The sequence below is a fragment of the Lysinibacillus sp. NPDC096418 genome (genome assembly GCF_044762775.1).
Lineage (GTDB): Bacteria > Bacillota > Bacilli > Bacillales_A > Planococcaceae > Lysinibacillus.
In genome coordinates, this window is sequence record NZ_JBIWEY010000028.1 from 15,029 (window position 1) to 35,938 (window position 20,910).

The 20,910-nt window shown below is 39.4% G+C and carries 18 protein-coding genes; 16 read left to right on the forward strand and 2 right to left on the reverse strand.

The genetic code is table 11. The features are described from left to right. Positions 1-35: 35 nt before the first annotated feature. Together ACIQZG_RS17860 and ACIQZG_RS17865 are read right to left on the reverse strand one after the other, a co-directional pair. Positions 36-293, reverse strand: coding sequence for a GlsB/YeaQ/YmgE family stress response membrane protein (locus ACIQZG_RS17860; RefSeq protein ID WP_402756818.1), 258 nt, complete (start codon positions 291-293; stop codon positions 36-38). 120 nt (positions 294-413) lie between these two features. Continuing rightward, on the reverse strand, positions 414-959 hold the full coding sequence (locus ACIQZG_RS17865; RefSeq protein WP_402756819.1) for a cysteine hydrolase family protein: 546 nt from the start codon (positions 957-959) through the stop codon (positions 414-416). 424 nt (positions 960-1,383) lie between these two features. Between ACIQZG_RS17865 and ACIQZG_RS17870 the strand changes: the two genes are divergently transcribed. From ACIQZG_RS17870 to rbsB, 16 genes are all read left to right on the forward strand, one after another. After that, on the forward strand, positions 1,384-2,559 hold the full coding sequence (locus ACIQZG_RS17870; protein WP_402756820.1) for an amino acid deaminase/aldolase: 1,176 nt from the start codon (positions 1,384-1,386) through the stop codon (positions 2,557-2,559). Continuing rightward, a complete protein-coding gene (locus ACIQZG_RS17875; protein WP_402756821.1) occupies positions 2,547-3,869 on the forward strand; it encodes a D-arabinono-1,4-lactone oxidase in 1,323 nt (440 codons plus the stop codon). The genes ACIQZG_RS17870 and ACIQZG_RS17875 overlap by 13 nt, the downstream gene beginning before the upstream one ends. Positions 3,870-4,215: 346 nt before the next feature. Beyond that, the gene (ilvD, locus tag ACIQZG_RS17880) at positions 4,216-5,886 is read left to right on the forward strand and encodes a dihydroxy-acid dehydratase (protein ID WP_402756822.1); all 1,671 of its coding nucleotides are present in this window, start codon (positions 4,216-4,218) and stop codon (positions 5,884-5,886) included. 415 nt (positions 5,887-6,301) lie between these two features. Further along, positions 6,302-8,065, forward strand: coding sequence for a biosynthetic-type acetolactate synthase large subunit (gene ilvB / locus ACIQZG_RS17885; protein ID WP_402756823.1), 1,764 nt, complete (start codon positions 6,302-6,304; stop codon positions 8,063-8,065). Further along, a complete protein-coding gene (ilvN, locus tag ACIQZG_RS17890; protein WP_402756824.1) occupies positions 8,062-8,577 on the forward strand; it encodes an acetolactate synthase small subunit in 516 nt (171 codons plus the stop codon). Before ilvB ends, ilvN begins: the two co-directional genes overlap by 4 nt. A 104-nt stretch (positions 8,578-8,681) precedes the next feature. After that, positions 8,682-9,716, forward strand: coding sequence for a ketol-acid reductoisomerase (gene ilvC / locus ACIQZG_RS17895; RefSeq protein WP_402756825.1), 1,035 nt, complete (start codon positions 8,682-8,684; stop codon positions 9,714-9,716). Then, positions 9,703-11,244 carry a 2-isopropylmalate synthase gene (locus tag ACIQZG_RS17900; protein WP_402756826.1) on the forward strand — a complete coding sequence of 514 codons (1,542 nt, stop codon included), beginning with the start codon at positions 9,703-9,705 and terminating at the stop codon, positions 11,242-11,244. The genes ilvC and ACIQZG_RS17900 overlap by 14 nt, the downstream gene beginning before the upstream one ends. 232 nt (positions 11,245-11,476) lie before the next feature. Next, positions 11,477-12,577 carry a 3-isopropylmalate dehydrogenase gene (gene leuB / locus ACIQZG_RS17905; RefSeq protein WP_402756827.1) on the forward strand — a complete coding sequence of 367 codons (1,101 nt, stop codon included), beginning with the start codon at positions 11,477-11,479 and terminating at the stop codon, positions 12,575-12,577. A gap of 16 nt (positions 12,578-12,593) precedes the next feature. Next, entirely contained in the window at positions 12,594-14,003 is a 1,410-nt protein-coding gene (leuC, locus tag ACIQZG_RS17910) for a 3-isopropylmalate dehydratase large subunit (RefSeq protein ID WP_402756828.1), read from the forward strand. A 33-nt stretch (positions 14,004-14,036) separates the two neighbouring features. Further along, the gene (leuD, locus tag ACIQZG_RS17915) at positions 14,037-14,627 is read left to right on the forward strand and encodes a 3-isopropylmalate dehydratase small subunit (protein ID WP_402756829.1); all 591 of its coding nucleotides are present in this window, start codon (positions 14,037-14,039) and stop codon (positions 14,625-14,627) included. 364 nt (positions 14,628-14,991) lie between these two features. Then, positions 14,992-15,969, forward strand: coding sequence for a LacI family DNA-binding transcriptional regulator (locus ACIQZG_RS17920; RefSeq protein ID WP_402756830.1), 978 nt, complete (start codon positions 14,992-14,994; stop codon positions 15,967-15,969). A gap of 4 nt (positions 15,970-15,973) precedes the next feature. Continuing rightward, positions 15,974-16,855, forward strand: a complete 882-nt coding sequence (gene rbsK / locus ACIQZG_RS17925) for a ribokinase (protein ID WP_402756831.1) — start codon at positions 15,974-15,976, stop codon at positions 16,853-16,855. Then, a complete protein-coding gene (rbsD, locus tag ACIQZG_RS17930; RefSeq protein ID WP_402756832.1) occupies positions 16,852-17,241 on the forward strand; it encodes a D-ribose pyranase in 390 nt (129 codons plus the stop codon). Before rbsK ends, rbsD begins: the two co-directional genes overlap by 4 nt. A 91-nt stretch (positions 17,242-17,332) precedes the next feature. Beyond that, on the forward strand, positions 17,333-18,829 hold the full coding sequence (locus ACIQZG_RS17935; protein WP_402756833.1) for a sugar ABC transporter ATP-binding protein: 1,497 nt from the start codon (positions 17,333-17,335) through the stop codon (positions 18,827-18,829). After that, a complete protein-coding gene (gene rbsC / locus ACIQZG_RS17940) occupies positions 18,816-19,757 on the forward strand; it encodes a ribose ABC transporter permease (protein ID WP_402756834.1) in 942 nt (313 codons plus the stop codon). Before ACIQZG_RS17935 ends, rbsC begins: the two co-directional genes overlap by 14 nt. A 15-nt stretch (positions 19,758-19,772) precedes the next feature. After that, complete coding sequence (gene rbsB / locus ACIQZG_RS17945) at positions 19,773-20,693, forward strand: ribose ABC transporter substrate-binding protein RbsB (RefSeq protein ID WP_402756835.1); 921 nt, start codon at positions 19,773-19,775, stop codon at positions 20,691-20,693. Positions 20,694-20,910 lie beyond the last annotated feature (217 nt).

The following is a 20,910-nucleotide window of genomic DNA, read 5'->3' on the forward strand; positions in this document are numbered from 1 at the left end:
GCTACCCGAAATGGATAGCTCTTTTTTATGCATGATTATGTTGCTTTGTTCATACTTTTTAAAACAAGGCTTACGATAAAGATTAAGACGATTGCACCAATTAATGCTGGGAATACGTAGAAATCACTGACTTGCCAGCCCCAGTTACCAAGTACCAAACTGCCAATCCATGACCCGATAATCCCTGCGATAATATTCCCGATAACGCCACCAGGAACGTCTTTCCCTATAATAACACCAGCGAGCCAGCCTAGAACGCCTCCGATAATTAAAAACCAAATGAAGCTAAACATAACACCCATCTCCTTTAATTTTAGACATAATGGCGATTACTTAATTGTGCCCAAATAAGAAGATGTTAAACGTGAAATAACAGATTTTTTTTATAATAATTATCTGGCTTTTGGTCATAATTACTTTATAACTTTAGCTCCTAATGTATGTTCGAAGTGTCTTAATGCCCAGTCATGTCCAGCAGCATCAAAACTGGCTACACCATTTTCATAAATAACGGCTGGAATTCCTAAATTATATGCATCCACTGCAGTATGCAATATACATATATCTGTGCAAACACCTACTAAATGTATTTCTTCTATTTTTCGTTCTTTCAATAAAATGCCCAAATTTGTTCCCGTAAATGCACTGTAGCGTGTTTTATCTAGCCAAAAAACTTTCTCTTTAAGCGCCGCATATGTTTCACCTACTTTACCATACAGTTGGCGCCCAGCAGTACCGCGAATATTGTGTGGAGGGAAAAGTTTTGTTTCAGGGTGATAGTCGTCATTTTCCTCATGTAAGTCATTGGCAAATACGATCATTTCCTTTTCGTCAATAAATTGCTCAATAAGTGCAGCAATGTGATTGTCTAAAGCTTGACCAGGTTCCCCACATGTTAATTTCCCATCAGTTGCTACAAAATCATACGTATAATCGATTACAAGTAAAGCTTTTTTCATGTACTCCACACTCCCTTAGGTATTTAATCACTTTTATCATGCCATAATAGCTTCATTTTGTCTGAAATATAGTTATATTTTAATATTCAAAATATTTTGCAAATTGATATTTGCACTGGTATAATGTGTGAAAAGGTGAGGTGATAATTATGGATATGGCTGTTATGAAACGCTTAAATCGTCAAGGTTTTATCATCGCTGCACTACATATGGTAGTTATACTGAACTTAGCTGCTGAATTTTTATTCGTATCTTAATCTCGTGAAAAATAACTAGAAAGGTGAGTAAAATGCTAATCTTATATTAAAGCAATCGTAAAGACAATTTCAACGTCACTTACGGTTGCTTTTTTCATATTCAAATAAAGGATTTTCAAAAAGTATGTCTAATGCATATAACATATGTAAAAAAGGTGGTTATAAAAATGACAACAAGGTTTGATCACGCATTTACGAAGATAGAGCGTCCTTTTGCATGGTTGGACCTCGATGCACTCGATGAAAACATTTTGACGGTACAACAAGCTTGTGAGCAAAAGAAGATACGCATTGCAACAAAATCTATACGCTCTGTGGAGGTCTTGCATTATTTGCATCATCATCTTGAAAATACGCAAGGGTGGATGACGTTTACAGCAGCAGAAACGGTTTTTTTATTAGAACGAGGTTTTGATGATGTCTTGCTTGGATATCCGGTGATGGAAGAGGCGTCTGTTCGGCATTTATTGAAGTTCGTTAAAGAAGGAAAAACGATAACGTTTATGGTGGATAGACCTGAGCATGTTGCATTTTTAGCAAAGCTTGGCGGTGAAATGGAAGTTATAGTACCAGTTTGCATTGATGTGAATATGTCAACGGACTTTAAAGCGTTGTACTTTGGTACGAAACGATCTTCACTTCATTCGCTGGAGCAACTTACGCCGTTTTTAGAATATGTAAAAAAAGAACCTTTTATCGAGGTTGTTGGGGCAATGGGGTACGAGGCACAAATTGCAGGGGTAGGTAATAAGCCCACAAATGCTATCAGGGGTAAAGTTATTGAAGCGATGCAAACGCAAGCGAAGAAGCAAGTGACACAGTTTCGTAGATTTGCCATTGCACATATAAAAGCATACTTTCCACAGTTGCGTTTTGTAAACGGGGGTGGGTCAGGCAGTATGTCATATACGGCACAGCAAAAGGAAGTGACCGAAATTACAGTTGGTTCGGCATTTTATGCACCAGCGCTTTTTGATCAATTTACACATTTGCAGTTGGCAAGGGCTGCTGGTTTCGCGCTTCGAGTGACCAGAAAGCCTGAGAAGAACGTTGTCGTATGTCATGGGGGTGGTTATACGGCTTCAGGTGCAATAGGAGCTGATAGATTGCCGGCATTTTATGAGCCATCTCAATTTGCATTTATTGGTTTAGAAGGAGCTGGAGAGGTACAAACACCGGTACTACTTAAAGGAAAAGTGGTGGACGTTGGTGACACGATTTACTTCCGTCATGCGAAGGCTGGGGAACTCTGCGAAAGATTTCAAGTATTACATGCGGTAAGAGGGGATAGGTATGTAGGACCGTACACGACATATAGGGGGAATGGACAATGTTTTCTGTAGATAAGTGGAAAGATGGCGGTAAGTGGACGAATTGGGCAGGTAATATGATTTCGTATCCAGGCGAAATGTGCTTGCCACGTTCTATAGAAGAAGTTGCTTTGATTGTGAAACGTGCACGTGAAAAGAAGAAAACAATTCGTGTAACGGGTGCAGCACATTCATTTAGTGCAGTAGCTATGCCTGAGCACATCGCATTGTCTTTACATGAAATGCGGGGCCTCATTCATTTAGACAAAGAAAAGAAAGAGGCAACATTGTGGGCAGGGACGTATTTATATGAAATTGGTCCACTTCTTGCAAATCATGGCTTTGCGCTCATTAATATGGGAGATATTCAGGAGCAAACAATTGCTGGGGCGATTTCTACAGGGACACATGGTACAGGAGTTACTCTTGGTTCGTTATCTTCCACAGTGATGCGCTGGGGGTTTGTGGATGGAACAGGGGAATACAGGGAGCATACGCGAGGGGATGACGCGTTATCTGAGGCGCTACATGTATCTTTAGGGATGTTAGGTGTGCTTGTGAAGGTGACGCTTAAAGTAATGCCGATTTATAGTTTACATTATGTAGGAACCCGTGAATCATTACTGAATGGACTGACAACTTTTACGGATGATATTCGACGCAATCGGCATGTTGAATGGTTTTATTTTCCTGGGAGTGAAACGATTCAAGTGAAGCGGATGAATGCTGTTGCACCTGTTTTTCAAAGTGAATGGAATAAACGGGTTGAAACACTAAAGTTACAAATAGTTGAAAATGGTGCGTTTTTTGCTATGTCAGAACTTTGTAAATGGAAGCCTTCATTAAGTGGTACGATAAGTAAGTTATCAGCAGCTAGTGTCGTGGAGGGTGAAAAGACAGGCATAAGCTATGAAATTTATCCGTCTCCTCGTAGTGTGAAGTTCCAAGAAAGCGAGTATGCGATTCCTTTAACGCAATTTGAGGCATGCATGGAGGAAATACACGCTACCTTTACTAGTGGTGCATTCAATGTTCATTTTCCTTTAGAATGCCGAACGACAGCAGGGGAAGCGGGCTATTTAAGTCCAACTCAAGGAGTGGAATCGGCGTTTATTGCTTTTCATATGTATAAAGGTATGTCGGAGGAGCCCTATTTCAGATGGGTACATACGATGATGAAGAAGTATAATGGACGACCGCATTGGGGAAAACAAAATCATTTAACAGCAGAATATGTGAGAGAAATATATCCAAATGCAGAAGAATTTTTAGCTGTACGGGCAAAATATGACCCGGATGATGTATTTCTAACAAACTATTTAAAGAAATTGTTTGTGCTTTAAAAGATAGTGAAATAGATATTTCACTATTGGAATGTTGTTTATTTTTAAAAAATTAAAATTTAATAGAAATATCGAAATATTTATCAATACGAGATAAAAACTATGCTTATTCAGCATGAAAACGATTTCAAAGTATATTGTTTTTTTCTAATTGTTTAAACAATTCAAAAAATAGTGTTGACGAGACCCTATTGTTCGTACTATGATAACAACAATTTAATACATTCGTTTCAACAGACAGACGCATGAAAGTGCGGTTGATTATAAACAAAATCTAAAAAGACAGAACATTTTGTATATAGAAACGAATACAGCAATTGATAGCAATAATGAGGGGCGTTTAAAAATGAGAAGTGACATGATTAAAGTAGGCGTAGATCGTGCGCCACATCGAAGTCTTTTATATGCAACTGGCAAAGTAAAAGCAAAAGATTTAGGCAAACCATTTATTGGGGTTTGTAACTCTTATATCGACATTATTCCAGGTCACGTTCATTTACGTACATTTGCAGATGTTGTCAAAGAAGCAATCATCGAAGCGGGTGGCATCCCATTCGAATTCAATACTATTGGAGTAGATGATGGAATTGCAATGGGGCATATTGGTATGCGTTATTCATTACCAAGCCGCGAAATTATTGCTGATTCCGCAGAGACTGTGATTAATGCGCACTGGTTTGATGGCGTTTTCTATATTCCAAACTGTGACAAAATTACACCAGGGATGTTAATGGCTGCAGTTCGTACTAACGTGCCATCAATTTTCGTATCAGGTGGCCCAATGGAGGCTGGTACTTCTGCATCAGGGAAACAACTTTCCTTAACTTCTGTTTTCGAAGGTGTTGGTGCTCATAAATCAGGCAATATGTCAGCTGAAGAGTTACTAGATATTGAAAACAATGCATGTCCAACATGTGGTTCATGTTCAGGTATGTTTACAGCGAACTCGATGAACTGCTTAATGGAAATGTTAGGGGTAGCACTACCTGGTAATGGAACAATCGTGGCAACTTCTGACGAGCGCCATAAGCTCATTAAGGAAGCAGCAAAACAATTAGTTCGTATGATAAAAGAAGACATTAAACCTCGCGATATTATTACGAAAGAAGCAATTGACGATGCATTTGCACTCGATATGGCGATGGGTGGTTCTACAAATACAGTATTACATACTTTAGCTATCGCAAATGAAGCGGAAATTGATTATAACATTGAAGATATTAATGTAGTGGCAGAGAGAGTGCCGTATTTAGCAAAAATCATGCCAGCTTCTGATGTTTCAATGGATGATATTAATAAAGCAGGTGGCGTAAGTGCCATTATTAATGAATTAGCACATATTCCTGGCGCAATTCATCCTAACCGTCCAACTGTTGCAGGTGTGACAATGGGTGAACTTGTAAAGGATTACCATATTACAAATAATCAAATTATTCGTACAAAAGAAAACCCTTATAGTCCAGTCGGTGGTTTATCGGTGTTATTCGGTAATATCGCACCAGACGGCTCTGTTATTAAAGTTGGTGCAGTAGATCCTTCTATTAAAATATTTAAAGGTGAAGCAATCGTCTTCGAATCACAAGAAGCAGCACAAGAAAATATTGATAACGGAGTAGTAAAAGAGGGGCATGTAGTCGTCATTCGTTATGAAGGACCTAAAGGTGGACCAGGGATGCCTGAAATGCTTGCACCAACATCTGCCATTCAAGGTAGAGGGTTAGGCACAAAAGTTGCGTTAATTACTGATGGACGCTTCTCAGGTGCATCTCGTGGTATTTCTATTGGACATATTTCACCGGAAGCAGCAGAAGGCGGCCCGATCGCTTTAGTCGAAGATGGAGACATTATTACTATTGATCTACCAAATCGTACAATTAATTTAGAAGTTTCGGAAAAAGTTTTAGCAGAGCGTCGCACGAAATTACCAGTATTTGAGCCGAAAATCAAACGTGGCTGGTTAGCGAGATATTCAAAATTAGTAACTAGCGCTTCTACTGGAGGCGTAATGAAAATCTAGAAGAAAATAAAATACTTTAAAACGTTGATGAGGTTAAAGGTTCTAGAGCCTTGTATCTACCAGAGAGCCGGTCGTGCTGGAAGCCGGCGATACAACTAGATCCGACATCCCCTCGGAGTGAGCTATTAAACGCGTAATTGCCATTAGATAGCTCCGGGCATAATCGAAGTGCTCGTTATTAATGAATAAATGATTTATGACACCTTATTGAATGCACAATTGCATTGGTTCATAGATGCTTTCATTTATTCGCGAGGTAGCAAATTTTTGCTATAAACAAGGGTGGTACCATGAAAAGTCTTTTTCATCCCTACGTAAGGTTCTTCTTTGCGTGCGGAGTAAAAGGCTTTTTATTATTTTCAAGACATTCATAAGTATTTTACTGGTTGGACTAATATGAGGGAGGCGTATTTTGATGAGTGCGAATATTTCGTTAAATGAAAAAGAAGAATTAGCTGTAGCACAAGCTGAACAAACCTATAAACCTGAAGATGGTGCAGACGTTTTAGTACAGGCGCTACATGATCAGGGTGTAGATATTATTTTTGGTTACCCGGGTGGTGCTGTACTTCAAATTTATGATGCGATGTACAAAAATCCGATTCGTCATATTTTAACTAGACATGAACAAGGTGCGATTCACGCTGCAGAAGGTTATGCACGTGTAACAAATAAACCAGGTGTCGTAATTGCAACAAGTGGTCCTGGTGCTACAAACTTAGTAACCGGCATTGCGGATGCAATGATTGACTCGATTCCACTTGTTATTTTTACAGGTCAAGTGGCGACTTCAGTAATCGGTACTGACGCCTTCCAAGAAGCTGACATTATGGGGATTACAACACCTATAACAAAGCATAATTATCAAGTGCAAGATGTGAATGATATCCCTCGTATCGTTCAAGAGGCGTTCCATATTGCAAATACAGGTCGTAAAGGTCCTGTTGTTGTTGACTTCCCAAAAAACGTTTCAATGATGCTTTTCGATGCTGAGAACCCGCCACAAGCACCAGATGAAATTTACTTACCGGGCTATCAACCAACATACAAGCCGAATTATTTACAAATTCAAAAAGCAATCCAAGCAATTTCTTTAGCGAAAAGCCCACTAATTTTAGCGGGTGCAGGGGTATTATTTGCAGATGCTCGTGAAGAATTAACTACTTTTGCTGAAAAATATCGTATCCCAGTGACAAATACGTTACTAGGCCTTGGTTCAATCCACGGGGAACATGAATTATTTATTGGTATGGCAGGGATGCACGGAACAGTAACTGCTAATACAGCCATTACTAAAACGGATTTACTCATAAATATTGGTGCTCGCTTTGATGACCGTTTAACGGGGAATTTAGCTACATTTGCACCAAACGCGACAATTATCCATATTGATATTGATCCTGCGGAAATTGGTAAAAATGTACCGACAGATATTCCAATTGTAGCGGATGCGAAAGAGGCACTTAAATCTATACTAAAAAAAGATTTTGACGGTCCGCAAACAGAAGAATGGCTTTCTTATTTAAAAGATCACGCAAATGAATTTCCATTATGGTACTTAAAAGAAGCGGGAGACACAGAAGTTTTACCGCAAGAGGCGTTAGAGCTTGTGCATGCAATTACTGAAGGTGAAGCAATTGTTACGACAGATGTAGGTCAACACCAAATGTGGGCTGCACAGTATTACCGCTTAAATAACGATCACGGATGGATCACGTCTGGTGGACTTGGTACGATGGGCTTTGGCTTCCCAGCCGCTATTGGCGCCCAATTTGCGAAGCCAGACAAAAAAGTTGTTTCAATTGTAGGGGATGCAGGTTTCCAAATGACTGCTCAAGAACTTTCACTATTAAAAGAATTCAACTTACCAGTAAAAATTGTGATTTTAAATAATAGCTGTCTTGGAATGGTGCGCCAGTGGCAACAAACATTCTACGAAGAGCGTTATTCATCATCACTCATGCCAATTCAACCTGATTTCGTGAAATTGGCGGATGCGTATGGCATTAAAGGTTTCCGCATTAACACGATTGATGAAGCTGAGAGCATTTTCCGTGAGGCACTTCTTTCAGATGAGCCAGCTTTAATCGATTGTCGCGTGAAACAGCTTGAATGTGTATACCCAATGGTTGCACCAGGCAAAGGCTTACATGAAATGATTGGGGTGAAAAAGAATTGAAACGAGTAATAACAGTAACAGTGATTAATCAAAGCGGTGTTTTAAACCGTGTAACAGGTTTACTTATGAAGCGTCAATTCAATATTGAATCCATCACAGTTGGTCATACAGAGCAGCCAAACTTCTCAAAAATGACATTTGTCGTACATGTAGAAGATGAAAGCAAAATTGAACAACTAGTGAAGCAATTATCGAAGCAAATTGACGTATTAAAAGTCAATGATATTACTGATAAATCAATCGTGCTTCGAGAGTTAGCGCTTGTAAAAGTCATTTCACCACCGAATGTTCGTCTTGAAATGAATTCAATCGTCGAACCGTTCCGTCCACAAATTATTGATACAGCAAAAAATGTTGTGACATATCAAGTGGTTGGTAATCCTGAAAAAATAGATGCCTTTATCGAATTAATTCGTCCATATGGCATTAAAGAACTTACACGTACTGGCGCTACTGCTTCTGTTCGTGAAGTACAGAAAACCGTAAATACGCAGCTCTCTATTTTAAAATAGTTTGCATATAAAACTGAACGGTTTCAGAAGCGTTTTCTATATGAGAATTCAAGCAGATGGAACTGGACAAAAATAAACCCACACATATTAGGAGGAAATTAACTATGGCTACAATGTATTATGAACAAAACATCAACGAGGACGTACTAAAAGGAAAGAAAATTGCAATTATCGGTTACGGATCACAAGGTCACGCACACGCACTTAATCTTAAAGAATCAGGTTTCGATGTAGTAGTAGGTGTTCGCCCAGGCGGATCTTTCGATGCAGCTAAAGCTGACGGTCTTGACGTAAAGACAGTTTCAGAAGCAGCAAAAGAAGCGGATGTAATTCAAATCTTACTTCCAGACGAGCGTCAAAAAGCGGTATACGAAGCAGAAATCGCTCCGTATTTAGAAGCTGGAAAAGTACTTATGTTTGCGCATGGCTTCAATATTCACTTCGGTCAAATCACACCACCAGCTGATGTTGACGTATTCCTAGTAGCTCCTAAAGGCCCAGGACATTTAGTTCGTCGTCAATTCCAACAAGGTGCTGGTGTTCCAGGATTATTCGCAATTCACCAAGATGCATCTGGTCAAGCAAAAGATATCGCTCTTGCTTACGGTAAAGGTATCGGCGCTGCACGCGGTGGTTTACTAGAGACTACATTCAAAGAAGAAACTGAAACTGACCTATTCGGTGAGCAAGCGGTACTTTGTGGTGGTGCAACTCAATTAGTCAAGGCTGGTTTCGAAACATTAGTAGAAGCTGGTTACCAACCAGAACTTGCTTACTTCGAAACATTACATGAACTTAAGTTAATCGTTGACTTAATGTTTGAAGGTGGTATGGCTACAATGCGTTACTCAGTATCAGATACAGCTGAGTGGGGTGACTATGTTGCAGGTCCACGCATCATCGATGAATCAGTTAAAGGTCGTATGAAAGAAGTATTAACAGATATCCAAGATGGTACATTCGCTCGTCGTTGGATCGCTGAAAACGAAAATGGTCGCCCAGACTACACTAAATTCAAAGAAGCTGGCGCAAACCACCAAATCGAAGAAGTTGGTGCTAAACTACGTGCTATGATGCCATTCATTAATGAAGGTAAAGAAACAGTAGTGAGAGAAGTGGCTGCTAGTGCGAAGAATTGATATTTTTGATACGACATTACGCGACGGCGAACAATCAGCAGGAATTAATTTAAATACTGCTGAAAAGATTGAAATCGCCAAGCAACTTGAACGCCTAGGTGTCACTATTATTGAAGCAGGATTTCCTGCTTCTTCACCTGGTGATTTTGAAGCAGTCAACCGTATTGCCGGTACTGTCAAAAATTCAATCGTTACAGGGCTTGCACGCTGTGTACAAAAAGACATTGATACAACATGGGAAGCTATTAAAGTAGCGGAACAACCACATATCCATATTTTCTTAGCGACATCTCCAATTCATATGGAATATAAGCTAAAAAAATCGCCGGACCAAGTTGTTGAACAAGCGGTAGAAGCTGTGAAGTATGCGAAAAAGTTCTTCCCACTTGTGCAATGGTCTGCAGAAGATGCTTTCCGTTCGGATCATGAATTTTTAGTTCGTATTATGAATGAGGTTGTAGCAGCTGGTGCAACAACGATCAACGTGCCTGACACTGTTGGTTATGCATCGCCACAGGAATATGGTGCATTATTTAAGTTCTTACTTGAAAATGTAAAAGGTGCTGAAAACGTTAAATTCTCTGCGCACTGTCATGATGACTTAGGAATGGCAACTGCCAACACAATCGCTGCAATCGAAAATGGAGCCACGCAAGTAGAAGGTACAATTAACGGAATCGGTGAGCGTGCGGGTAACGTTGCACTTGAAGAAATAGCTGTTGCACTACATATTCGCAAAGACATTTACCCTGTAGAAACAGGCATTAACCTACAAGAAATAAAACGTACGTCTCAATTAGTAAGTAAATTAACGAATGTTGTGATTCAACCGAATAAAGCAATCGTTGGGAAAAATGCATTTGCCCATGAATCTGGTATTCATCAAGATGGCGTGCTAAAAAATCCTGAGACATATGAAATTATTTCACCTGCACTTATTGGTGAGGGGGAAGTTCCTTTAGTTCTTGGTAAACATTCTGGGCGTGCAGCATTCCGCGATCGTGCAGAAACAATGGGCTTCAATTTATCAGATGAAAAGCTTAACAAAGCATTCGATGAGTTTAAAAAGCTTGCTGACCGCAAAAAAGAAATTACCGAAGAAGATCTAATGACACTTCTTACTGAGCAACAAGTACAAATTGAAGATGTACCGTTATTTGAGCTGAAAAGCGTACAGGTACAATACGGTACAGAAAATATTCCAACAGCTACTGCAGCTGTAGTCACACCTGAAGGTCATGTCAAAAATGTTGTGGCGACAGGGGCGGGCTCTGTGGAAGCTATTTTCAACACACTTGAACAGCTAGTTCCAGGAGATATTCATGTCATTGACTATCGTGTGAAATCGGTTGGAAAAGGTCGAGATGCACTTGGAGAAGCTGTTATTAATATTCGATATGATGATGTTTCGACAACTGGTCGTAATTCATCACAAGACGTATTAGAAGCATCTGCGAAAGCTTACTTAAATGCCATTAACCGTCATTTAATACAAGCAAGCCTTCGTGCGCAACAACTAACGGTTTAATTATTTACTCTCACCTGTCAAATGTATGGGTGAGAGATTTTAACCTATGAAATAGGTTAAAGCCTCCGGCGGATGCCACAGATTTTTAGAGGAATTAATCGAGCAAGCTCGATTAAAATCTGGGCGCAATTACGCTGTGGCGTAATTGAATAAAAGTAGAGCGCGTTTCTAGCGCGAATTTATTCAATAAGAAAAAAGGCGCATGCGCTATACAAAGAAAGGTGTTTTTACGATGGAGAAAAAAATAACAGTACTTCCTGGTGACGGAATTGGACCAGAAGTTGTTGCTTCTGCTGTTCGCGTATTACAAGTAATTGGCAAGCGATTCAACCACACGTTCCATTTAGAGTATGCGACAATCGGAGGTGCTGCTATCGATCAGTATAATAATCCACTTCCTGATGAAACAATTGACATGTGTGAAGGCAGTGATGCCATCTTACTAGGAGCCGTTGGTGGTCCTAAATGGGATAATAACACACCTGAATTACGTCCAGAAAAAGGGTTGTTACGTATTCGTAAGCACTTTGATTTATTTGCAAACTTACGTCCAGTAAAGGCGTTCCCGAGTTTACTAGATGCTTCACCATTAAAACGTGAAGTAGCCGAAAACGTAGATTTAATGATCGTACGTGAATTAACAGGTGGCGTATACTTCGGGGAACCACGTATGCGTACTGAAAATGGCGCAATTGATACAACAGTTTATTCAACTGCAGAAATTGAGCGTATCGTTGAAAATGCCTTTGAATTAGCACGTTTACGTGGAGGCAAATTATGCTCTGTAGATAAAGCAAACGTTCTTGAAACAAGTCGTTTATGGCGTGAAGTGGTAGAAGCGAAGAAAAAAGACTATCCAGATGTGCAAGTTGAACATAATTTAGTGGACTCTGTTGCGATGAAGCTAATTACAAATCCAGGACACTATGATGTCGTGGTAACGGAAAATATGTTTGGTGATATTTTAAGTGATGAGGCTTCTGTTATTACAGGATCGCTTGGCGTATTACCATCTGCATCAATTCGTGGTGATAACTTTGGCCTTTACGAGCCGGTTCATGGTTCAGCTCCGGAAATAGCTGGTCAAGGCGTAGCAAACCCAGCTGCAACAATTCTTTCTGTTGCGATGATGCTACAATATTCATTTGGTTTAAAAGAAGAAGCAGCAGAGATTGAACGTGCTGTAAATTCAGTGTTTGAAGATGGCTACTTCACTGCTGATCTAACTCGTGATGGTGCTCGCACACTTTCTACGAATGAATGGACAGATAAAGTAATAAATGAAATTGATACTAGCTTTGTATCAGAAAGCATTATGACAACATACATTTAAGAAATAGGTGAAGACAATGGGAAAAAATATAATTGAAAAGATTTGGGATAAACATGTTGTTTATCAGGAAGAGGGCAAACCGGACCTGTTATATATTGATCTTCATTTAATTCATGAAGTAACATCTCCGCAAGCTTTCGAAGGTCTACGTATGAACGGAAGAAAAGTACGTCGACCAGATTTAAGCTTTGCTACTATGGATCATAATGTTCCAACAAAAAACTTACCTACAATCAATGATCCAATCGCGAAAAATCAAATTGAAACTTTAGCAAAAAATGCTGCAGAATTTGGTGTTGAGCTAGCTGGTATGGGTCACCCTGATCAAGGAATTGTGCACGTTATCGGACCTGAATTAGGTTTAACACAACCAGGTAAAACAATTGTTTGTGGTGATTCTCATACATCTACACATGGGGCATTTGGTGCAATTGCGTTTGGTATCGGTACATCGGAAGTTGAGCACGTAATGTCCACACAAACATTATGGCAAAACAAACCTAAAACAATGGAAATCCGTGTAGAAGGGGAGCTTCCTGTTGGTGTTGCTGCAAAAGATATTATCTTAGCAATCATTTCAAAGTTCGGCATCGGCGTTGGAACAGGACATATTGTGGAATTCACTGGAGAGGCAATCCACAAGCTTTCAATGGAAGAGCGTATGACAATTTGTAACATGTCAATCGAAGCAGGAGCAAAGGCTGGTCTTGTATCACCAGACCAAATTACAGTGGACTATATTCGGGGACGTCGTTACGCACCACAAGGCGAAAAATTTGAAGAAGCAACGGCCTACTGGTTAGGTTTAGCTTCAGATGAAGATGCAACTTATGATGAAGTTCGTATCATCCAAGCGGAAGAAATTGAACCAATTGTAACATGGGGTACAAACCCATCAATGGGCTCTGGCGTCTCACAAAATGTGCCAACTCAAGCTGATTACGAAGACGAATCAGATAAAGCTGCACTTCAAAAAGCACTAGCTTACATGGGCTTAGAAGAAGGGCAGTCACTTACTTCAATTGATGTTCAACATGTATTTATTGGCTCTTGCACTAACTCTCGTTTAAGCGATTTACGTGCAGCTGCAAACGTTATTCAAGGGCGCAAAGTACACGAAAATGTAACAGCTATCGTAGTACCTGGTTCTCATACAACGAAAAAACTTGCGGAAGAAGAAGGTTTAGACAAAATCTTTACAGATGCTGGCTTCGAGTGGCGTGAGACTGGTTGTTCTATGTGTTTAGCGATGAATGACGATGTTGTACCAGCTGGGGAACGCTGTGCATCAACTTCAAATCGTAACTTTGAAGGTCGCCAAGGAACAGGAGCACGTACACACTTAGTGTCACCTCCGATGGCAGCTGCTGCAGCCATTGCAGGACATTTCGTGGATGTACGTGAATTCATTAAGGAAACAGTGTAAGAAATTTCTTCGCATTGGAAGGATGATAAGAATATGGAACCAATTAATATCGTAAATAGTGTCACTACACCACTTGATCGTAAAAATGTAGATACAGACCAAATTATTTCAAAAGAGTTTTTAAAACGTATTGAACGTACTGGCTTCGGAGAGTTTTTATTTTATCACTGGCGCTTTGATGCAGAAGGTAATGAAGTAAAAGACTTCGTACTAAACAAACCAGAATTTAAAGGTTCGAAAATTTTAGTAGCGCAAGATAACTTCGGGTGTGGTTCTTCACGTGAGCATGCACCATGGGCAATTTTAGACTATGGCTTTAACGTTGTTATTGCACCATCATTTGCAGATATTTTCCATAATAACTGCTTCAAAAATGGAATTTTACCGATCAAATTGACAGAAGCAGAGTGTGATGAAATTTTAGCAAAAGGTTTAAAAGCACCTTATAGTGTGGAAGTAAACCTTGAAAAACAAACTGTAACTGGTGAAGATGGGGTTGCGTATAACTTTGACATTGACTCTTATTATAAAGAGACTTTACTGAATGGTTGGGATGAAATCGCCCTAACGATTAAGTATGAAGAGCATATTGCTGCATACGAGGCACAACGTGTAGCTTATTAAGTTTATATGATAGCTGATTGGTAAGTCTCTCTTGACTTACCAATCAGCTATTTTTTATTTTTAAAGAAACTAAACATTTTTAACCTGTGGAAAACCTAGCTTATTAATTCTACGAAATTCGATATTTTGGTCGAAATGTTTAACGTAAATTAGGTTCTTTGTTATAAAACAGAACAAAAAAATACTAATGTGTATCATTTTTTGTTGACAAATTAGAATGCCTATTTTATATTTGTGTAACTGATTACACATTTAAGTTATACTATTTTGGTATTTGCGTTATACTCAATGCGTTAGAAAATGGTAAATGTGTGAATGTGTAACCGATTACATATTTTAATATACCTCCTTAAGGATGATAGCGATGGCGAACATTAAAGATGTTGCAAAGCATGCGGGCGTATCTGTAGCAACAGTTTCGAGATTTTTGAATAAAAATGGCTATTTGAGTGATGATGCAAAAGAAAATATTGAAGAGGCGATTGCAGCACTTAATTATCGTCCAAATCAAGTGGCTCGTTCTCTTAGTACAAAACAAACGAATTTAATTGGTCTTATTGTTCCAGATATTACGAACCCATTCTTTCCTGAGCTAGCAAGAGCGGTAGAAGATACTGCGCTTGCTCATGGCTATACGATTGTGCTTTGTAATTCGGATGAAAATGCAGAAAAAGAAGAATTATATATTAATATGTTGACGCAAAAATATGTCGCAGGTTTTATTGTCACGACCAATTTGTTAAAAGCACCACATTATGAAGATATCTCAGTTCCTATAGTAGCACTAGACCGTGCTATTAACTCAACAATTCCAACTGTTTCAACAGACAACGTAGAAGGGGCACGTCTTGGCACAGAATATTTACTTACGTGCGGTGCGAAGAACATTGTTTGTATGCGTGGTCCCGTTGGCTTAGGACTGGCAGATGATCGTGTAAAGGGATTTTTGCAAGCAACTTCAGGCGAGGATGTAGAAACACAAGTTGTTGAATGTCCGTTTTCGTTTGAAATCGCTGAAAAAATTACTGAAAAGATATTACTAGAATCTCCTGAGATCGACGGTATTTTTGCTAGTAGTGATACATCTGCTATTGCTGCACTAAAGGTTGCACAGGCGATGGGTAGAAAAGTACCAAATGATTTGCAAATTGTCGGTTTTGATGGTGTGCAGCTTGGAAAAATGGTGTCGCCAGGCTTAACGACTGTTGCACAAAATATATATAAGATGGGTGCCTCTGCAACAAAAATGCTCATAAAGATGATTGAAGACGATTCTTTACAAGAGAAAAACGTCACAGTTTCCGCTGAGTTGATTGTGCGTGGCACGACGAGAAAGGACTAAAAATATGATTACAATCATTGGCAGTTTAAATATGGACTTAGCAGTGCAAATGAATGTTTTCCCGATGCAGGGAGAAACGGTTCTTGGAGAATTATTTAAGACAATTCCTGGGGGGAAAGGTGCAAATCAGGCAGTTGCTGCAGCACGTTTAGGTAGTCAGGTGACAATGGTCGGCTGTGTAGGCGATGATAGCTTCGGAGAAACGATGCGTACGATTTTGCAAAATGAAAATATTAACGTAGACGCAGTAAAAACAACAAGTGCCCCGACCGGCATTGCAAATATTTTAGTACATGAAAACGATAATCGTATCATTGTCGTTCCAGGTGCAAATTATGAAATGAGCAAAGCGCATATCGATGCAGTGAAGGATGTTATCACAAATAGCCAAATGGTTATTATGCAGTTGGAAATTCCTGTTGAGACGACTGAATATGCACTGAAAATGTGTAAAGAAGCAAATGTTCCGGTACTCTTTAATCCGGCACCAGCAGCAAATTTTAATAGCAAGTGGATGGATGATATTACGTATATCACGCCAAATGAAACGGAATGTGCTCTACTATTTGGAGAAGATTTTGAGCAAGTATTAGAAAAATACCCAAATAAATTGATTGTAACGCTAGGTAGTGACGGTGCACGTTTCTTTGACGGAGAACATCATATTCATGTACCAGGCTATATGACAAAAGCAACTGACACAACTGGAGCAGGCGATACATTTAACGGGGCGTTAGCACATGCTTTAGTAGAAGGACAATCGTTGGATGAGGCTGTATATTTTGCGAATATTGCAGGTTCTTTATCTGTTGAAAAATTTGGCGCTCAATCGGGTATGCCTACGCTGAATGCGGTATATGCACGTTTAGGGGGATTTGAAGAATGAAAAAACAGGGAATTTTAAATCGTGAGCTTGCAGGTATTTTTGCAAAGCTTGGTCATACTGATCAAATTGTTATTGCGGATTGCGGATTACCAATTCCAAACGGCGTAACGTGCATCGATTTAGCTTATAAACTAGGAGAGCCAAGCTTCTTAACTATTTTAGATACTGTTTTGGATGATTTGGAAGTAGAGCATGCTTATTTGGCGGAAGAGATAAAAACGGGGAATTCTCATGTTTATGGAGTAGTACAAAAGAAATTTCCTCAAAGTACGTACATCACGCACGAACAATTTAAAGAACAAACAAAAAAAGCAAAAGTTATCATTCGCACGGGCGAAACAACGCCTTACGCGAATGTGATTTTACAAAGTGGTGTTATTTTTTAATGTGAATTAGTGGAGCTTTAATTGACTGCTTAGTCAGATTGATACCTCAGCGACAAGCTAAGGTGTAAGGGAAGGAAGAAGGTTCGTAAACATGATTGAAATGTCAGGTATATCTAAGGCTTTTAGTGGAAATGTCGTGTTACAAGATGTTCAGTTTTCGATTGGAGACGGTGAAATCCACGCACTGATGGGTGAAAATGGAGCTGGTAAATCTACGTTAATGAAAATTCTATCTGGTATTCATTCGCGTGATACCGGAGAAGTAAAAGTAGATGGACAGTCTGTTGTTTTTCAATCACCTAAACATGCAGAAGCGCTTGGTATCGCAGTAATTCACCAAGAATTAAACATCCTGCCTGCTTTAACAGTGGCCGAAAATTTGTTTTTAGGTAAAGAAAAAACCTATGGCCGTACAGGTATTTTAAAAACAAGAGAAATGAATAAAGAAGCAAGCCAGATTTTAGCAAAACTTGGTCTTGAACTAGATGTTCGTCAACTGGCTGGGGAACTGTCTGTCGGCAAACAGCAAATTATCGAAATTGCCAAGGCGATTGCTAGTGATGCGAAATACATTATCATGGATGAACCTACTGCTGCACTAACAGATCGTGAAATCGAAACATTATTTACGACGATTCATGAGCTAAAGGCAAAAGGTATTTCCTTCGTATACATATCTCACCGAATGGAAGAGATTTTTGCGATTTGTGACCGTATTACAATTTTACGTGATGGTCAATACGTTGGTGTACGCACGATTAAAGATACGACATTCGATGAAATTGTGCAAATGATGGTAGGGCGTGAGTTAGGAGAGCGTTTCCCAGAACGTCGTGCAAAAATCGGGGAAGTCAAATTGCAAGTGAAAGACTTGTGTTGCGACAATGTATTCCAAAATATCGATTTTTCAGTGCGAAAAGGTGAAGTGCTTGCGATTGCTGGTTTGATGGGTGCTGGACGTACGGAAGTCGCACAAGCGATTTTTGGCGATCGAAAAAAAGCTTCAGGTGAAATTCTAATTGATGGCCAAAAAGTGTCGATAAGTAATCCGATGCAAGCGATGAACCATAAAATTGCATTTGTGACGGAAGATCGAAAATCAGAAGGCTTGGTATTGGATTTCTCCATTAAAGACAATATGATGTTGACGAACCTAGAAAAGATTTCAAAAGCTGGTGTTGTGAATAAAGTGCGTGAGGAAGCGATTTGCCAAGGTTACATTGAGCAATTACGCATACGTACTTCAAGTGCCAATTTAGCCGTTAAATCTTTAAGTGGTGGGAATCAGCAAAAGGTTGTTATCGCTAAATGGTTGGGGACAGAGCCTGAAATCCTTATTTTAGACGAACCCACACGTGGCGTGGATATCGGTGCGAAAAAAGAGATTTATTCAATCATTAATGAGCTTGCCGAAAAAGGCGTGGCAATCATTATGATTTCATCGGAGTTACCTGAAATTATTGGAATGGCAGACCGCGTACTCGTTATGCATGAAGGTAAACAAACAGCTATTTTACAACAAGACGAACTAACACAAGAAACTATCATGCATTATGCGACAGGAGGGGAAAAAGATGTTCAAATCTAATTCCAAAGCGTTGCTATCCAAGCTTGGTCCACTATTAGGGCTATTAATAATTGTTATTATTTTAACGATTTTAAATCCGAGCTTTGCGACAGCTTCAAATATTTTGAACGTATTACGTCAAGTATCCATTAGTGCACTTATTGCCTTTGGTATGACATTTATTATTTTGACGGGCGGTATCGATTTATCGGTCGGCTCAACATTAGCACTAACAGGGGCGGTCGCAGCAAGTATGCTGGCAAGCGGCATGGATCCAACTTTAACAATGTTTGTTGCATTATTATTAGGAACAATTCTAGGTGCAATTAACGGAATCATTATCGCTAAAGGGAAAGTGGCACCGTTCATTGCAACTTTAGCAACTATGACTATTTATCGTGGGTTAACTCTTGTTTATACAGAAGGTCGCCCGATTTCAGGTTTAGGTGATTCAATTTCGTTCCAAATGCTAGGGAAGGGCTATTTCTTTGGAATACCAGTTCCTGTTGTTACGACAGCAATTGCTTTTGGTGTTTTATATTTCATCTTACACAAAACAACATTTGGTCGACGTGTGTATGCAATCGGTGGGAATGAGGATGCTTCTCGTTTATCTGGCATTAATGTAGACCGTGTAAAGATTGCAGTGTATTCATTAACTGGTACGCTTGCGGCGTTATCCGCGCTTATCTTAACATCTCGTCTAAACTCCGCTCAGCCAACAGCGGGAACATCTTATGAACTGGATGCCATTGCAGCTGTTGTACTTGGTGGTACGAGCCTTACAGGTGGACGCGGTTGGATTTTTGGTACGTTAGTGGGCGCGTTAATTATTGGTGTACTTAATAATGGACTGAATTTAATCGGCGTATCTTCATTCTTCCAACAAGTTGTGAAGGGTGCTGTTATATTAATTGCGGTATTACTCGATCGTAAAAAGACGGTGTAGGAAAGAGGTAAACACATGAAAAAGTTTAACTTATTATTCGCTGCGTTCGCACTAGTATTTGTGTTGGCAGCTTGTACATTAGAGAATGGAAGTTCATCAAACAATAGTGATAAAGCAACAACAAATGATACGCTTACAATTGGCTTATCAATTTCAACATTAAATAACCCGTTCTTCGTTACATTAAATGAAGGTGCACAAGCAAAAGCAGATGAGCTAGGCGCAAAATTAACAGTAGCAGATGCGCAAGATAACGCATCGAAACAAACTAGTGACGTGGAAGATTTAATTCAACAAGGTGTAGATGTACTTCTAATTAACCCTGTTGACTCAGCGGCGGTGGCTTCAGCAGTTGAAGCGGCGAATGCAGCAGGTATTCCTGTTATAACTGTGGACCGTACTTCTGAAGGTGGAGAAGTTGTGTCTCACATTGCGTCTGACAATGTTGCAGGTGGAGAACTTGCAGGTGAATATTTAACTGAACTAGTTGGTAAGGGCGCAAAAATTGTAGAACTTGAAGGTGTGGCAGGTTCATCTGCGGCACGTGATCGTGGGGATGGCTTCAACAAAGCAATCGATGGACAATTAAAGGTTGTCGCAAAATTAACTGCAAACTTCAATCGCGCAGAAGGTTTAACAGTTATGGAGAATATACTACAGGCAAATCCTAACGTTGTTGGTGTATTTGCTCATAACGATGAAATGGCTTTAGGTGCTGTTGAAGCAATCGCGGCAACAGGTAAAGATATTAAAGTTATCGGCTTTGATGCAACAGATGATGCACAAGCCGCTGTAAAGGCTGGTACACTGGCAGCAACAGTTGCACAAAAACCTGAAGTGATTGGTTCTAAAGCGATAGAAACGGCCATCCAGTATTTAAAAGGTGAAACTGTAGATGCAAGTATTCCAGTAGAGCTTGAATTAATCAAAAAATAATTGGTTATCGAATAGACCTCTCTTTCAATTGAAAGAGAGGTTTTCTTATTTTTTTTCGGGAATTTAATGTAAATATGAAGAAATAGAAAAAACGGTTATGCTATAAATCCTATTTGTGACAATCTCAAATAAGTATATTATCCTTTTTTACGGTATATTGTAATTACTATATAAGGAATGGGAGAATCTCATTTATAATAGAAGTATAGTTATATAA

What these genes read in the sequence shown, in the direction of transcription:
- ilvB (WP_402756823.1), top strand. Translation starts at nt 6,302, where the DNA reads ATGAGTGCGAATATTTCGTTAAATGAAAAAGAAGAATTAGCTGTAGCA.
- leuD (WP_402756829.1), top strand. Translation starts at nt 14,037, where the DNA reads ATGGAACCAATTAATATCGTAAATAGTGTCACTACACCACTTGATCGT.
- ACIQZG_RS17920 (WP_402756830.1), top strand. Translation starts at nt 14,992, where the DNA reads ATGGCGAACATTAAAGATGTTGCAAAGCATGCGGGCGTATCTGTAGCA.
- ACIQZG_RS17935 (WP_402756833.1), top strand. Translation starts at nt 17,333, where the DNA reads ATGATTGAAATGTCAGGTATATCTAAGGCTTTTAGTGGAAATGTCGTG.
- ACIQZG_RS17870 (WP_402756820.1), top strand. Translation starts at nt 1,384, where the DNA reads ATGACAACAAGGTTTGATCACGCATTTACGAAGATAGAGCGTCCTTTT.
- leuB (WP_402756827.1), top strand. Translation starts at nt 11,477, where the DNA reads ATGGAGAAAAAAATAACAGTACTTCCTGGTGACGGAATTGGACCAGAA.
- rbsB (WP_402756835.1), top strand. Translation starts at nt 19,773, where the DNA reads ATGAAAAAGTTTAACTTATTATTCGCTGCGTTCGCACTAGTATTTGTG.
- ACIQZG_RS17875 (WP_402756821.1), top strand. Translation starts at nt 2,547, where the DNA reads ATGTTTTCTGTAGATAAGTGGAAAGATGGCGGTAAGTGGACGAATTGG.
- ACIQZG_RS17860 (WP_402756818.1), bottom strand. Translation starts at nt 293, where the DNA reads ATGTTTAGCTTCATTTGGTTTTTAATTATCGGAGGCGTTCTAGGCTGG.
- ilvC (WP_402756825.1), top strand. Translation starts at nt 8,682, where the DNA reads ATGGCTACAATGTATTATGAACAAAACATCAACGAGGACGTACTAAAA.
- ilvD (WP_402756822.1), top strand. Translation starts at nt 4,216, where the DNA reads ATGAGAAGTGACATGATTAAAGTAGGCGTAGATCGTGCGCCACATCGA.
- leuC (WP_402756828.1), top strand. Translation starts at nt 12,594, where the DNA reads ATGGGAAAAAATATAATTGAAAAGATTTGGGATAAACATGTTGTTTAT.
- ACIQZG_RS17865 (WP_402756819.1), bottom strand. Translation starts at nt 959, where the DNA reads ATGAAAAAAGCTTTACTTGTAATCGATTATACGTATGATTTTGTAGCA.
- rbsD (WP_402756832.1), top strand. Translation starts at nt 16,852, where the DNA reads ATGAAAAAACAGGGAATTTTAAATCGTGAGCTTGCAGGTATTTTTGCA.
- rbsC (WP_402756834.1), top strand. Translation starts at nt 18,816, where the DNA reads ATGTTCAAATCTAATTCCAAAGCGTTGCTATCCAAGCTTGGTCCACTA.
- rbsK (WP_402756831.1), top strand. Translation starts at nt 15,974, where the DNA reads ATGATTACAATCATTGGCAGTTTAAATATGGACTTAGCAGTGCAAATG.